The following is a 13511-nucleotide window of genomic DNA, read 5'->3' on the forward strand; positions in this document are numbered from 1 at the left end:
ACCAGAAGTGCCACAACTTAGGGAAATATAGTATGACGGACAAGTCACTGGAACAGGTCATTGAGCAGGCCTGGGAAGATCGTGCAGAACTGACCACATCCACCACCGGCGAAGTGCGCGAAGCAGTGGAAGAAACACTGAACCTGCTGGACAGCGGCAAGGCCCGGGTGGCCTCCAGGGAAACTGGTGAATGGGTGGTGCACCAGTGGCTGAAAAAAGCGGTTCTTTTGTCTTTCCGTCTCAATGACATGGCCGTGATCCCGGGTGGACCCGGCGGCAGTACCTGGTACGACAAGGTGCCGAGCAAGTTCGAAGGCTGGGGGCAGGATGAATTTTCACAGGCCGGATTCCGTGCCGTTCCCTCCTGTGTTGTCCGCCACTCCGCTTATATTGCCCCCGGGGCGGTTTTGATGCCCTCTTTCGTCAATCTGGGAGCCTATGTGGGTGAAGGAACAATGGTCGATACCTGGGTCACCATCGGGTCCTGCGCCCAGATTGGCAAAAATGTGCATGTCTCCGGCGGCGTTGGCATTGGCGGTGTTCTGGAGCCCCTGCAGGCCGGACCGGTGATTATTGAGGATAACTGTTTCATCGGCGCCCGCTCCGAAGTAGCAGAAGGCGTTGTGGTTGAAGAAGGCGCCGTGCTTAGTATGGGCGTTTTCCTCGGCGCAAGCACCAAGATCGTCGATCGGGAAACCGGCGAGGTTATGTATGGCCGCGTGCCGGCCTACAGCGTCGTGGTGCCGGGCACCCTGCCGGGTAAACCGCTGGCGGACGGCACCCCGGGGCCGAACCTGGCGGCCGCAATTATCGTGAAACGGGTGGATGAACGGACACGTTCCAAAACCTCCATCAATGAACTGTTGAGGGACTGATTTGACTGACCCCGTCAATCCGGTGGAATTCACCCGGGACCTGATCCGCTGCCCCAGTATTACACCGGTGGAAGCAGGCGCTCTTGACGTCCTTGAACGGAAGCTGACGGAACTTGGTTTTACCTGTACCCGGCTGCCGTTCAGCGAAGCGGGGACGCCGGATGTGGACAATCTTTATGCCCGCCTGGGCACCGGGGCGCCGAACTTCTGTTTTGCCGGTCATACCGATGTGGTGCCGGTGGGGGCTGCTGCGGACTGGTCCGTGGACCCCTTTGCCGCCACTATAAAGGACGGCTGGCTCACGGGGCGCGGTGCGGCTGACATGAAGGGCGCCATTGCCGCCTTTGTCGCGGCGGTTTCCCGGCTCTTGCAGTCCGGGGAGGTCCAGGGATCCATAAGTTTCCTGATCACCGGTGATGAGGAAGGTCCGGCCATCAACGGCACTGTCAAGATGCTGCAATGGCTTGAGGAAAAAGGCGAAAAGCTGGATTATTGCCTGGTTGGCGAACCAACCAACCCGACGAAACTTGGTGAAATGGCCAAGATCGGACGCCGGGGCAGCCTGAACACGAAACTGGTGGTCAAGGGGATACAGGGCCATGTAGCCTACCCCCATCTGGCCGACAATCCGATTCCGCGCCTTATCGAAATCCTGCACCGGCTCACTGCCCGCAAACTGGATGACGGTAACGATCATTTCCAGCCCAGCAACCTGGAAGTAGTGACCATTGATGTAGGCAATGAGGCCAGTAACGTAATTCCGGCCGAGGCGGAAGCCCGGTTCAATATCCGTTTCAACAATGAACAGACCATCGATGGCCTCAAGGACTGGATCAGGTCTGTTTGTGAAGATGTGGGCGGCGAGGTTGAGCTGGAGATGAAAGCCTCTGGCGATGCTTTCCTCACCCCGCCCGGGGTGCTCAGCGAGCTGATCAGCGGAGCGGTGGAAAAAGTCACCGGTGTGAGGCCTGAACTCAGCACCACCGGCGGCACCTCGGACGCGCGCTTTATCAAGGATTATTGTCCGGTGTCCGAATTCGGCCTGGTCAGCCAGACCATGCACAAGGTGGATGAACGGGTGAGGGTGGAAGACATTGAACTTCTGGCCGATATCTACACAGAAATCCTGAACCGTTTTTTCCGGAAGTAAAATTTATGTCAGAAGAAAACCAGTCAAACAATTCCATCGCTTCATCCCTGCGGGCTGTATGGCTGCTTGCCCAGTTTGATGGCCGGGGGATGGAGATGTTCGACCTGTCGGCCGAGGGATTCTGGAAATCCTTCTGGGCGATTGTGGTGGCCGCGCCGCTGGCTGTTCTGCCGGCCCTGATGGGCTCTAATATGGCCGAGGAAGCGGGGTTGCAGAGCGCGTTCTGGCCATCGCTGGTGAGCTATTTCATTCATCTGCCGTTTACGGCATTTATCATGATCTATTTTACCCGCTACATGAAAATAGATGCTAATTATGCGCCGATGATCATCGCCTATAACTGGTCGACAGTGATTGTGTACGCTGTTTCATTGCCGCTCTCCCTGATCATCGCCGGCGGGGTGATCGGACAGGAGGTCGGTGTGGTGGCATCGATGCTGATTGCCGGTTATATCTATTGCTATCGCTGGTTTGTTTTCAAGGAATCTCTCCAGATCAGCGGCTGGCTGGCCATTGGCGTGCTGCTGTTTCAGCAACTGGCGGCGCTTCTTGTCGATGTTGTGCTGATCCGGCTGATGGTGCCCGGTTATTTTGAAAGACTGAGCCAGGCCGCAGGCTAGTCCGGATAATCCACTTTGACGAAGTAAAGCCCGTCCGGCGGGGCGTTAAAGCCGAGTGCCGCCCGGTCGGCTGCCTCAAGTGCACCCTTCATATCATCCGGCGTCCATTTGCCCTTCCCCACATAATAGAGGCATCCGACCATGCTGCGGACCTGGTGATGCAGGAAAGAGCGGGCGGAGCAGTCGAAATAGATATGCTCTCCGGCCTCGATAATATCCAGATTATCCAGCGTCTTGACCGGGCTTTGTGACTGGCATTCGACACTGCGGAAGGTGGTGAAGTCATGATGGCCGACAAGATGGGTGGCGGCTTCCCGCATGGCCTCCACGTCCAGGGGGGCCCGAACCTGCCACGCCCGGTGGCGCTGGAAAGTCAGCGGTGCCGGACGGTTGATCATGTGATAGCGGTAATAGCGCTTCAGGGCGGAAAAACGGGCATGGAAATCATGGGACACCCTTTCCGCTTTCAGGACCACCACCGGCCCCCGGTTGAGGTGAAAATTTATGCCACTCATGACTTTGTAGGGATCATCATCGCGGGGCAGATCCACATGAACAATCATGGCGAGGGCGTGGACGCCGGCATCGGTGCGGCCTGCCGCGTGAGTACGGTTTTCCACCGGATCATACGCCCGGCAGAATTTCCCGATTGCGTCCTGCAAAATCCCCTGAACGGTAGGGCCATTGTCCTGAATTTGCCAGCCGAACAGGCCGGTGCCTTCATATTCGATGGTCAGTTTGTACCGGGTGAGGCCGCTCATGTAAGGATCACCCCTTTGGCGATTGGAAAGCCGCGCAGCAGGTCGTCTGTGATCATGGGGCCTTTGCCGGCCCGCTGGGCCTTGAGGATTTTCAGGGCGCCGGTGCCGCAGGCGACCATAAGCTGGTCTGAAATCACTTCGCCGGGAGCACCGCTGCCGTCAGTGACTTCTGCCTGCAGCAGCTTCAGACGCTCGCCGTCTACTTCGCACCAGGCGCCGGGAAAGGGGCTCAGGCCGTGGATATGGTTGTGCAACTCTTCTGCCGGGCGGGTCCAGTCGATGCGTGCCTCGGCCTTGTCGATTTTTTTGGCATAGGTGACACCTTCCTCGCCCTGGGGGCGGGGTGTGAGGCTGCCGTCGGCAAGGCCCTCAAGGGCGGGCACGATGGTCTCTGCACCGAGGGTGGCAAGTGTGTCATGCAGGCTGCCTGTAGTGTCGATTGGTAAAATATCGACCCGCTTTTCGAGGAGAACAGGGCCGGTGTCCAGGCCTTCCTCCATCATCATGATGTCGACGCCGGTTTCTTTGTCCCCGGCCATGATGGCCCGGTGGATGGGGGCGGCACCGCGCCAGCGCGGCAGCAGCGAGGCATGCACATTGACACAGCCAAGGCGCGGGGCCTCCAGTATGGCTTTGGGCAGTAAAAGCCCGTAGGCAACGACCACGGCCACATCCAGATCAAGGGCCGCGAATTTTTCCTGTTCCTCAGGGGTCTTCAGGCTGGCCGGGGTATGGACGGGAATGCCATGCTTCTCGGCGAAGGCGTGGACCGGGGAGGGACGTTCTTTCTTGCCGCGTCCGGCCCGGCTCGGCGGCTGGCTGTAGACGGCGACCACATGATGTCCGGCGTCAATCAGAGCCCTGAGAGTGGGGACGGAAAAATCGGGGGTGCCCATAAAGGCAATACGTAAAGGCGCCGCCATGGGGAGCTCCCCTCTTTCAATTTGCTCAGAGTGCGTGGTCCCGCACCATTTTTTTGACTCTTTTGACGATCATGTCCCGTTTCAGCTTGGACAGGTGGTCGACAAAAAGAATGCCGTTCAGATGATCCATCTCGTGCTGGATACAGGTGGCCAGAAGGCCGGTGCAATGAATATCCTGTTCATTGCCGTCATAATCCAGGAAACGGACCTTGCATTCGGCGGGACGTTCCACTTCCGCATATTGTTCGGGGACCGACAGGCAGCCCTCGTTATAGACACCTATTTCCTCGGAGGTCCAGTAGATATCCGGATTGATAAAATACTGTGGTGCGGGGTCTTCGTCGTCATGGGCGAGGTCGATCACCAGTACCCGGATCGGCCGGCCGACCTGGATTGCGGCAAGACCGATTCCCGGCGCGTCATACATGGTGTCCAGCATGTCGTCCATGAAGGCCCGCAGTTCGTCATCCACCTTCTCCACCGGTTCGGAGGTGAATTTCAGCATTGGGTCAGGGACGGTTACAATTGGTAAAATCGCCATATTCACTATTCTTATCTTTTAATGTTCCTTCTGGTAGGTAATATGTGAAGGACGGAACGTCAAGGAATAAGCATTTTCAAAGGAATATCGGGGTGGTGTTAACCGAAACACATTTTATTGCCGGTGGTGCAGCGGCCTTTTGCCTGATTGCGGTGCTGATTGGATTTTGGCTGGCCGGCAAGCGTACGGCGGCCCTGCAGGCGCAGCTGGCGCAGGAGAGGGAAAAACAGCAGGAAGCGGAGGTCCGTTCGCAGGAAGCGCTGATGCGCATGATGCAGTCCCAGGCCTCCCTGGAAGGCCGTCTGGCGCAGATTTCCGAAGCCAGCACAAAGAACCAGGCGGAACTGACCCGGACCCTGGAGGAACGGCTCGACAAGGTCAGCCAGCGCATGGGCGAAAGCCTGGACAAGACCAATAAAAACACCACCGAAGGCCTGTCGGATCTGAAAACCCGGCTGGCGGTCATTGACGAAGCCCAGAAGAATATCACCGAACTGTCCGGCCAGATGGTCGGACTCCAGGATATTCTTTCCAACAAGCAGGCCCGGGGTGCCTTCGGCGAGGTGCAGCTCAAGGATCTGGTGACCAATATCCTGCCGCCTAATGCTTACGGCTTCCAGGAAACCCTGAGCAACGGCAAGCGGGCCGACTGCCTGATCAAGTTGCCCAACCCGCCGGGAAGTATCGTGGTTGACGCCAAATTCCCGCTGGAAAGCTATCACCTGCTGCGTAATGCGGACGGGGAAGCCCAGGTCAAACAGGCGGTGGCCGCCTTCCGCACCGCGATCCGCAAACATGTGAAGGACATCTCGGAAAAATATATCCTCAACGGCGAGACGGCGGAATCGGCGCTGATGTTCCTGCCCAGCGAAGCGATCTATGCGGAACTGCATGCCACCTTCCCGGAACTGGTGGAGGAAAGCTATCGCGCCAAGGTCTGGATTGTCAGCCCGACGACCCTGATGGCGACCCTGAACACGGTGCGGGCGGTTCTGAAAGATGCCCGCATGAGGGAACAGGCCGGGGTGATCCAGAAAGAAGTAACGACCCTGCTGACCGATGTAGAACGACTGGACAGCCGGGTGGAAAACCTGCAGCGCCATTTCCAGCAGGCGGAAAAGGATATCGGAGAGATCAGCACCTCGACCCGCAAGATCACGTCGCGCGCCGAAAAGATCGAATCCCTGCAGCTTGAAGAAGGCGAGAGCGCCGAGGCGGTGCTAGAAACGGCAAAATCACAACCCAATAAAGAATAAGTATATTCGAATACTCTTTATTAACTTTTACCTTATATAAAAGCTCTTGCGTCTGGTTCCCGTTTATCCGCAATTCTGATTGTCATTGGCGAACCAGCCCCCTGTTATATGACAATCAGCCCCTGTCTGAGGCTTCTCCTTTCCCCTGGGAGAAGCCTCTTTTTTTGGCTACTCGTCTTTTGTCCGCAGGTCGTCGATATTCTGTTCCCAGTTGGCGCCGTCAAAATCGTCAAAGGTAATATTTTCAATCGTTTCGGGATCAATACAATTGACATTGACGCTGATGCCATCCGGGTGGGAGCGTGGCGTATAAAAACTCTTCACCCCGCAGATGCTGCAGAAGGTATGTTTGGCGGTGTGGGTGTTGAATGTATAGGTGGTGATTTTTTCCGCCCCCGTAATGAGCCGGAAATCCTCTTTGGGCACAATCAGGTGCACGAAGCCGGTCATGGAGCACATGGAGCAGTTGCAACGGACGGCTTCAATCGCAGACGGGGCTTCCACCTCGAATGTAACGGTACCGCAATGACATGAGCCCCGGTGTTTCATGGCCGGATCCTAGAAGGGCTGTCGGGAGTTGAGGGCAGCGGTCAGGGTGCCGTCGTCCAGATAATCAAGTTCGCCGCCTACCGGCACGCCGTGGGCCAGGCGGGAGACGCTGACCCCGGCATTTTTCAGCCGGTCGGTGATGTAATGGGCCGTCGTCTGGCCGTCCACGGTGGCGTTGGTGGCGATAATGACTTCGGTCACGCTGTCTTCGCCGGCCCGTTCAACCAGTCCGGTAATATTGAGGTCGTCGGGGCCCACGCCGTCGAGCGCCGACAGGGTGCCGCCGATCACATGATAAAGGCCGCGGTAGCTGCCGGATCGTTCCAGGGCCCAGAGGTCGGCCACTTCCTCGATCACGCAGATGAGGCTTTTGTCCCGGCGCTCGTCTTCACAGATATGGCAGGGGTCCGACACATCCAGGTTGCCGCAGCTGGAGCAGGGGTGCACATGTTCCGCCACACCGGCCAGACTGGAGGCCAGCGGTTTCATCAGGGTATCTTTCTTTTTCACCAGATGCAGCACTGCCCGCCGGGCCGAGCGCGGCCCGAAACCGGGCAGCTTGCTCAGCAGCTGGATCAACTGGTCAAGTTCACTGTTGGAAGTACGGCTGCGGTACACGGCGGATCCTCGTGATCAATCAGAAGGGCAGGTTGAAACCTTCCGGCAGTTTCAGGCCGCCGGTCAGTTTCTGCATTTCTTCCTGGGTGCGGACTTCCACTTTTGATTTGGCGTCATTGCAGGCGGCGACGATCAGGTCCTCGACCACTTCCACATCATCGCCGTTAAACAGGCTGGGATCGATCTTGACGCTTTTCATCTCGCTCTTGCCGTTCAGGGTCACGGTGACCAGACCGGCGCCGGCAGTGCCGGTGACTTCCAGATCTTCCAGGGAGGCCTGCATTTCAGCCATCTTGCTCTGCATTTCCTGGGCCTGTTTCATCATTTTACCGAGGTTTTTCATCATCACTCCTGTCGTGTGTCTGAGGTACGGCCCTTATGTAAGGCCTGTGCCCGGCCGGTTCAATCGGTTTTACCAAACCGTCTGATTAAATTTTCTGGTCAGAAATCATCCGGATCAAGGCCGAATTCGTCGGCGCTGACCATAAAACCATCACTGTCTGCCAATCCGTCCGCAAGTGTGTCGAGGGGAAACTCGGCCATTTTTTTGCGGATATCGGTGATTTTTGCGCCGGGAAAGGTTTCCAGAACCGATTTGATCAACGGATTCTCCGACAATCTGGCCTGAAGTTTTTCCGCTTCTTCCAGTTCCTTGTGGTAAAGGCTTTTTTCACCGGCCTCGGAAGACAGGGAAATGACCCAGCGCTCACCGGTATATTCGCGTAATTTTTCAGACAACTTGCCGATCAGGTCGCGGGGCGCCTTGTCATTGAGGCGGATATCCATCCGGCCGCGGCTGAAGCTCACTTCGTGGCAGTTTTCTTTCAGATGGAAGGCGATGGTGGCTTCGTGATTTTCTACAAACAGCTTGACCACTTCCTCGAAGGTATTGGGCGAGGGCAGACCTGTGTCCTGATCCGGGAGTGGATCCGCGGCCAGCAGGGAGGATTGTCCCGTGGCACCCTGGATGACCCGGAAGGCCTGCGGCGCGCCTGTTGGGGCGTTGCCGTGAATATGACTGCCGGCCTGCGCATTTGTGGCGCTGCCGCCGTTGCCGGAAGGTGCGGCAGGGGCTGCGCCGGCCGGGGCCGGATTATTCTTGAGCTGTTTAACCAGATCGCCCGGCGTCGGCAGGTTGGCCACATGGGTCAGGCGCACCAGCACCATTTCCGCCGCCAGCAGCGGGGAAGGGGCAATACGGACTTCTTCCAGTCCCTTGAGCAGCATCTGCCAAGCCCGGGTCAGGACGGGAATGCTCAAGGTGCCGGCCATCTCCTTGCCCTGGGTACGTTCAGCTTCGCTGGTCACCACTTCTTCTCCGGCTTCCGGCACCACCTTGAGGCGGGTCAGCCAGTGGGTCAGTTCCAGCATATCCTGGAAAATGACCACCGGATCGGCGCCGTGATCATATTGATGGCGCAGCATCTTCAGGGCCGCGGCGGTGTCGCCTTTCATGCAGGCCTTGTAAAGGTCAAGCACCTGGGCACGGTCGGCCAGGCCGAGCATGTCGCGGACCTGTTCCTCGCTCACTTTGCCGGCGCCATGGGCGAAGGCCTGGTCGAGCAGGCTGAGGCCGTCACGGACGGAGCCTTCCGCCGCCCGGGAAATCATGGCCAGGGCCGTGTCCTCGATTTCGCAGCCTTCCTTTTCGGCGATGCGGCCGAAGTGGGCGGAAAGTTCCTCAATGGAGACCCGACGCAGGTCAAACCGCTGGCAGCGGCTGAGCACGGTCACGGGAACTTTTCGGATTTCGGTGGTGGCGAAAATGAATTTCACATGTTCCGGCGGTTCCTCCAGCGTTTTCAGTAATGCGTTGAAAGCATTGCGGGACAGCATGTGTACTTCGTCGATGATATAGATTTTATAGCGGGCGCTGGTGCTGGCATAACGCACGCCGTCGATGATTTCGCGGATGTCGTCGACGCCGGTGCGGCTGGCGGCATCCATTTCCATCACGTCTACATGGCGGCTTTCACTGATGGCCTTGCAGTTCTCACAGACACCGCAGGGGTTGATGGTGGCGCTGCCATTACCGTCCGGTCCGACACAGTTCAAAGCCTTGGCGATGATGCGGGCGGTTGTGGTTTTTCCGACCCCGCGCACCCCGGTCAGGATGAAGGCATGGGCCAGTCGGCCGGTTTCGATGGCGTTGGACAGGGTGCGAACCATCGCTTCCTGGCCAATCAGCTCGTCAAAATTTGTCGGACGGTATTTGCGTGCAAGGACGCGATATTCAGTGTTGCTGTCAGTTTCTGCCATAGACTCAATATATCATATTATCTGGTTACCCGGATACTATATCGGCTGAATTTATCATTGCCACAGAAGAATTGAGGGAAAGGAAAAATTGTCAGGGGGAGGGAAGGTTATGGTGAGAGATTGAACGACCCGGGAAATATCGTTGCGGCTGCTCCCTTCCGGGCCTGACCGGGTTGGCGAAAATGCCCGTCCGCCAATCTCTCGGGGCTTATATGGTCTTTTTGAAACAGAAATTCAAGGAAAATCAGACTCTGTAGCGTGTCTGTGTCTGGTATTGTCCTTCCCTTTGTGGCAACCTGCCGGCAAAAGAAGGAGATTTCCATGTCTGACCGCGTCCTCTATCTTGAACCTTGTGCCTTTGCCGGTTTCCCGCTGGATCCGGCTGATCACCTGCGCACGGACGAGACGTGGATCGCGGAACGGCTGGCTGATGACAACAGCCTGTTTGTGGTATTTCATAACCAGAAACCGCTGATGGATGTATCCGATAAAAAACTGCCGATGCCCGGTTTTCTCGATTGCTCGCAGATCCCCGAAGAGGCGCTTGCGACAGCGGTTTTCATGGGACTTCTGGATAAACACGCGGTATTTGCCGTTGAACTGGGCAACTGTATCAGCGAGGAAGAGGCGACCGGAGATACCGCTAAATTCATTGATCTCAGGAATGTCGCCATTCAGCTTTTGCATGAGGAATTCTCCCCGCTTCCGGCGTTGCTGGGAAAGGCCAAGTCGTTACTGGACTGGCACACACGGCACGGGTTCTGCGCCGTTTGCGGCGTGGCCACTGAAATCGGCAATGCCGGATATCTGCGGCAGTGTCCGTCCTGCAAGGCCCAGCATTTCCCGCGCACCGATCCTGTAGTGATCATGCTGGTTTACAAGGATGACAAAATGCTGGTCGGGCGCAGTCCCGGCTGGCCAGCCGGAAATTATTCAGCTCTCGCCGGATTCGTCGAGCCCGGCGAGACCCTTGAAGAAGCCTGCAGGCGTGAGGTCAAGGAGGAAACCGGCATCGAGATCGGCAAGGTGGATTATATCAAGAGCCAGCCCTGGCCGTTTCCGTCCAGCCTGATGATCGGTCTTTTTGCCGAAGCAAAAACAGAAGAAATCATCCTGGATAAAAAGGAAGTGGAGGAGGCCCGCTGGATCAATCGGGCCCAGGCAAAAATGCTGCTGTTGACCGGCGGGACAGATGATATGCGGCTTGCTCCCTATTCCATCGCCATTGCCCGCCACCTGATTGAACAGTGGGTGGCGCAGAGGGACTAGTTCCTTTCACCAGCTCAGGCGCGCCAGAAGGCCGGCGTGAAGATCACAATCACACTGAGAAATTCCAGCCGTCCGAGGATCATACCGGCGACCATGATCCATTTGGCCGGATCCGACAGGCCGGCAAAATTTCCGGCCGGCCCGACCAGTTCGCCGAGGCCGGGACCCACATTGGCAATGGCGGTGGCGGCGCTGGAAATGCTGGTGATGAAGTCGAGCTCGGTCAGGGCCAGCAGGAAGGTCATCAGCAGCAGGCTGATAAAATAGATGCTGAAATAGAGGATAACACCGGCGATTACCGTATCGTCCACACGCTGTTCATTGAACATGTTGACGGAGATTTTTTTCGGCAGATAGAGGGACTGCAGCATATTGCTGAAATATTGCCCCATGATCTGGAACCGGAATATCTTGATGCCGCCGGCGGTGGAGCCGCTGCAGCCGCCGATAAAGGTGATCATGAACAACAGGCCAATCACCGGATGCCCCCACAGGCCATAGTCTTCCATGGCGAAGCCGGTGGTGGTGATCAGCGAGACCACATGGAAGGTTCCCGTTGTCAGGCTGTGTCCAAAGCTGCCGTGTCCGGTAATCAGCAGATAGGCAGTGACAAACAGGGACAGCATGGCCACCAGGCTGGTAAATCCCTTGATCTGGGACAGCGGCGGTTTCTTTTTTAGCGGCGAGGATAAAAAGAGATAGAAGGTAAAGGGCAGGGACCCGGCCATCATGAAGATGATGGCGGCCCAGGAAACAGCCGCGCTGTCGAAATGGCCGATGGAGCTGTTATAGGGAGAAAATCCCCCGGTGGAGAGAGTGGTCATGGCATGGTTGAGGGCGTCCAGAAATCCCATACCAGCCAGCCGGTAGGCAAGGAAGCAGGAAACAGTCAGGAACAAATACCACAGAGCAATTTTTTTCATCAGGTCGTGGGTGCGTTCTGCCGGTTTTTCGTGGGTATCAGAGGATTCCATGCGGAACAACTGCATACCCGACACCTTGAGGAAGGGCATCAGGATGATCACCATGAAGACCACACCGATGCCGCCGATCCATTGCAGGATTGATCGCCACAGGATAATCCCGGGCGGCAGTTTTTCCAAATCGGCAAAGATGGTCGAACCGGTTGTGGTCAGGCCTGACACGGTTTCAAAGAAAGCATCGGTGTAGCTCAGGCCGATATCCGCCTGTGCCAGAGGAAGTGCCCCGAACAGGCAGCAGCATATCCAGATCAGGTTGGTCAGGATAAAGCCCTCTTTCAGGGACAACTGTATGATTTCACCGCGGAAAGCGGCGATCATCAGGACCCCGCTCAGGGCTGTCAGAACCGCGGACAGAATGAAGGCCTGCCAGTCCGGATTATGTTCTTCCAGATCCAGCAGCAGCGGGATCAGCATGGCCAGGCTGAGGGCCAGCAGGAATTGTCCTGTAATGTAAAGGAGACTATGCAGTTTCATAGAGGCCCCTGGTCTTTCCAGAGGTTCCTGAGAAACAGAATAATGCCGACGAAAAATGTCACGACGGCGGCAAGGACGACTTCCCTGAGGAAACCCGCTTCATGTTTAGCCAGCCAGCCGCTGTCAATCAGACCGATCCATTCGAGGAAGTTCTCGACGCCGGAGGCAATGACATATTCCAGCTCAAAGGTGACCACGGCCGCGAGGCACATCCCCATGATCGCGAGGACAATAACCAGGATCACCTTGCGGATATTTTTGATGGAGAACTGTTGCTCGGTCATTTCCTTTATTCCTCCGGTTTATGGATCAGGGGATTACAGGGTACAGACATTATATTTCCTTTGCCAGTGTGCGGAAATGGGAAAGCAGGTCCGGCAAAAAATCATTATTCTCGTTGCGGGCATGGGCCAGATAAACCTGCTGGCTGATCACCGGCGCTTCGTCGATCACCTGCAGGGCGCCCCGGTCAATATCCGGCCTGACCATGGCACGGGGAAAATAGCCGTAGCCGCCGTTTTGCTTAAGATACTGCAGGCCGTAGCTGCCGACGCTGAAGGTGATGCCAGCCACCGACAGATAGGGGAAATGGTAATCCCGGCGGGTCTGGAACTCCTGTCCCCATTCGATATCGATATAGCGGGCGGCAAATTCCTCCGGCTGATCAGGGGCGGGAAGGGGATCACCGGCCCGGCGGACCAGCAGGAAATCCTCCCGATACAGTTCTTCCACGTAAATGCCGGGAACGCCCGGCGCGGTCAGCAGGACGGCAACATCCAGCACGCCTTCCTTCATTTTCCGGATCAGGTCGGAGGCAATGCCGAAATGCAGGTGAAAGGCCACGTCCGGAAACTGCTGCCGGGCGGTCTTTAGCCAGTTCATGGTGAGGGGGTGCCACAGGCTCGGCCGTACCCCGATGCGGAAATAATCCTGGTAACTTGTGGTGCTGGCCACCTTGTGCCGGGCCTTGTCCCAGAGCTGCACGAAGCTTAAGGCATAGTCACGGAAATTCCGCCCGGCGGCGGTCATGGTGGCGCCGGACTTGTTGCGGATGAACAGGGGTTTGCCAAGCTGTTCTTCCAGCGACTTGATGCGGGCGCTGACCGTCGACTGGGTGACATTGAGCCGCTCCGCGGCCTCCCGGAAGTTGCCGCAGTCAAGAATCGCCAGAAATGTCTGAGCCAAAGTAATATCCATGGGCGAATAAATACAAATAAAATGAATTAATGTCTA

At 56.9% G+C, this 13511-nt stretch carries 15 protein-coding genes and 1 other RNA gene; 5 read left to right on the top strand and 11 right to left on the bottom strand.

Annotation, left to right across the window (positions count from 1 at the left end):
- Positions 1-32: 32 nt before the first annotated feature.
- Genes dapD through ACORNT_RS06675 form a run of 3 tightly spaced genes read left to right on the top strand, consistent with a single transcriptional unit; the run spans position 33 to position 2645 of the window.
- Positions 33-875 (top strand): 2,3,4,5-tetrahydropyridine-2,6-dicarboxylate N-succinyltransferase, encoded by an 843-nt coding sequence (gene dapD, locus ACORNT_RS06665; protein WP_321397114.1) that lies wholly within the window; start codon positions 33-35, stop codon positions 873-875.
- 1 nt (position 876) lies between these two features.
- Positions 877-2025 (top strand): succinyl-diaminopimelate desuccinylase, encoded by a 1149-nt coding sequence (gene dapE / locus ACORNT_RS06670; protein ID WP_321397117.1) that lies wholly within the window; start codon positions 877-879, stop codon positions 2023-2025.
- 5 nt (positions 2026-2030) lie between these two features.
- Positions 2031-2645, top strand: coding sequence for a hypothetical protein (locus ACORNT_RS06675; protein ID WP_321397120.1), 615 nt, complete (start codon positions 2031-2033; stop codon positions 2643-2645).
- Here the strand turns inward: ACORNT_RS06675 and truA are convergent.
- From truA to def, 3 genes are read right to left on the bottom strand one after another with little or no spacing between them, the layout of a single operon-like run.
- A complete protein-coding gene (gene truA / locus ACORNT_RS06680) occupies positions 2642-3406 on the bottom strand; it encodes a tRNA pseudouridine(38-40) synthase TruA (protein WP_321397123.1) in 765 nt (254 codons plus the stop codon). The two genes, ACORNT_RS06675 and truA, sit on opposite strands and share 4 nt — an antisense overlap.
- Positions 3403-4329, bottom strand: coding sequence for a methionyl-tRNA formyltransferase (fmt, locus tag ACORNT_RS06685; protein WP_321397126.1), 927 nt, complete (start codon positions 4327-4329; stop codon positions 3403-3405). The genes truA and fmt overlap by 4 nt, the downstream gene beginning before the upstream one ends.
- A 25-nt stretch (positions 4330-4354) precedes the next feature.
- Complete coding sequence (def, locus tag ACORNT_RS06690) at positions 4355-4870, bottom strand: peptide deformylase (RefSeq protein ID WP_321397129.1); 516 nt, start codon at positions 4868-4870, stop codon at positions 4355-4357.
- Positions 4871-4965: 95 nt separating this feature from the next.
- On the opposite strand from def, the gene ACORNT_RS06695 reads away from it, so the two are divergent.
- Positions 4966-6126: a DNA recombination protein RmuC gene (locus ACORNT_RS06695; RefSeq protein WP_321397132.1), complete on the top strand. Its 1161-nt coding sequence runs from the start codon at positions 4966-4968 to the stop codon at positions 6124-6126.
- A gap of 168 nt (positions 6127-6294) precedes the next feature.
- Here ACORNT_RS06695 and ACORNT_RS06700 read toward each other — a convergent pair whose 3' ends face one another.
- The 5 genes from ACORNT_RS06700 to ffs all read right to left on the bottom strand — a co-directional run bounded on the left by ACORNT_RS06700 (position 6295) and on the right by ffs (position 9756).
- A complete protein-coding gene (locus ACORNT_RS06700) occupies positions 6295-6675 on the bottom strand; it encodes a GFA family protein (protein ID WP_321397135.1) in 381 nt (126 codons plus the stop codon).
- 9 nt (positions 6676-6684) lie between these two features.
- Complete coding sequence (recR, locus tag ACORNT_RS06705; RefSeq protein ID WP_321397137.1) at positions 6685-7293, bottom strand: recombination mediator RecR; 609 nt, start codon at positions 7291-7293, stop codon at positions 6685-6687.
- Between the two features lie 19 nt (positions 7294-7312).
- The gene (locus ACORNT_RS06710) at positions 7313-7636 is read right to left on the bottom strand and encodes a YbaB/EbfC family nucleoid-associated protein (RefSeq protein ID WP_420717553.1); all 324 of its coding nucleotides are present in this window, start codon (positions 7634-7636) and stop codon (positions 7313-7315) included.
- Between the two features lie 98 nt (positions 7637-7734).
- The gene (locus tag ACORNT_RS06715) at positions 7735-9552 is read right to left on the bottom strand and encodes a DNA polymerase III subunit gamma/tau (RefSeq protein ID WP_321397142.1); all 1818 of its coding nucleotides are present in this window, start codon (positions 9550-9552) and stop codon (positions 7735-7737) included.
- Positions 9553-9662: 110 nt separating this feature from the next.
- Positions 9663-9756: signal recognition particle sRNA small type (gene ffs / locus ACORNT_RS06720), an RNA gene on the bottom strand.
- Between the two features lie 117 nt (positions 9757-9873).
- On the opposite strand from ffs, the gene nudC reads away from it, so the two are divergent.
- Positions 9874-10821, top strand: a complete 948-nt coding sequence (gene nudC, locus ACORNT_RS06725) for an NAD(+) diphosphatase (RefSeq protein WP_321397145.1) — start codon at positions 9874-9876, stop codon at positions 10819-10821.
- Between the two features lie 14 nt (positions 10822-10835).
- Here the strand turns inward: nudC and ACORNT_RS06730 are convergent, their stop codons facing one another.
- Genes ACORNT_RS06730 through ACORNT_RS06740 form a run of 3 tightly spaced genes read right to left on the bottom strand, consistent with a single transcriptional unit; the run spans position 10836 to position 13463 of the window.
- Positions 10836-12278: a TrkH family potassium uptake protein gene (locus ACORNT_RS06730; protein WP_321397148.1), complete on the bottom strand. Its 1443-nt coding sequence runs from the start codon at positions 12276-12278 to the stop codon at positions 10836-10838.
- On the bottom strand, positions 12275-12562 hold the full coding sequence (locus ACORNT_RS06735; RefSeq protein WP_321397151.1) for a hypothetical protein: 288 nt from the start codon (positions 12560-12562) through the stop codon (positions 12275-12277). The genes ACORNT_RS06730 and ACORNT_RS06735 overlap by 4 nt, the downstream gene beginning before the upstream one ends.
- A 49-nt stretch (positions 12563-12611) precedes the next feature.
- Complete coding sequence (locus ACORNT_RS06740) at positions 12612-13463, bottom strand: LysR family transcriptional regulator (protein ID WP_321397154.1); 852 nt, start codon at positions 13461-13463, stop codon at positions 12612-12614.
- Between the last annotated feature and the right edge of the window lie 48 nt (positions 13464-13511).

The organism is Emcibacter sp. (genome assembly GCF_963675455.1).
Classification (GTDB): Bacteria; Pseudomonadota; Alphaproteobacteria; order Sphingomonadales; family Emcibacteraceae; genus Emcibacter.

What these genes read in the sequence shown, in the direction of transcription:
- dapD (WP_321397114.1), top strand. Translation starts at nt 33, where the DNA reads ATGACGGACAAGTCACTGGAACAGGTCATTGAGCAGGCCTGGGAAGAT.
- ACORNT_RS06675 (WP_321397120.1), top strand. Translation starts at nt 2,031, where the DNA reads ATGTCAGAAGAAAACCAGTCAAACAATTCCATCGCTTCATCCCTGCGG.
- truA (WP_321397123.1), bottom strand. Translation starts at nt 3,406, where the DNA reads ATGAGCGGCCTCACCCGGTACAAACTGACCATCGAATATGAAGGCACC.
- fmt (WP_321397126.1), bottom strand. Translation starts at nt 4,329, where the DNA reads ATGGCGGCGCCTTTACGTATTGCCTTTATGGGCACCCCCGATTTTTCC.
- def (WP_321397129.1), bottom strand. Translation starts at nt 4,870, where the DNA reads ATGGCGATTTTACCAATTGTAACCGTCCCTGACCCAATGCTGAAATTC.
- ACORNT_RS06700 (WP_321397135.1), bottom strand. Translation starts at nt 6,675, where the DNA reads ATGAAACACCGGGGCTCATGTCATTGCGGTACCGTTACATTCGAGGTG.
- ACORNT_RS06710 (WP_420717553.1), bottom strand. Translation starts at nt 7,636, where the DNA reads ATGAAAAACCTCGGTAAAATGATGAAACAGGCCCAGGAAATGCAGAGC.
- ACORNT_RS06715 (WP_321397142.1), bottom strand. Translation starts at nt 9,552, where the DNA reads ATGGCAGAAACTGACAGCAACACTGAATATCGCGTCCTTGCACGCAAA.
- nudC (WP_321397145.1), top strand. Translation starts at nt 9,874, where the DNA reads ATGTCTGACCGCGTCCTCTATCTTGAACCTTGTGCCTTTGCCGGTTTC.
- ACORNT_RS06730 (WP_321397148.1), bottom strand. Translation starts at nt 12,278, where the DNA reads ATGAAACTGCATAGTCTCCTTTACATTACAGGACAATTCCTGCTGGCC.
- ACORNT_RS06735 (WP_321397151.1), bottom strand. Translation starts at nt 12,562, where the DNA reads ATGACCGAGCAACAGTTCTCCATCAAAAATATCCGCAAGGTGATCCTG.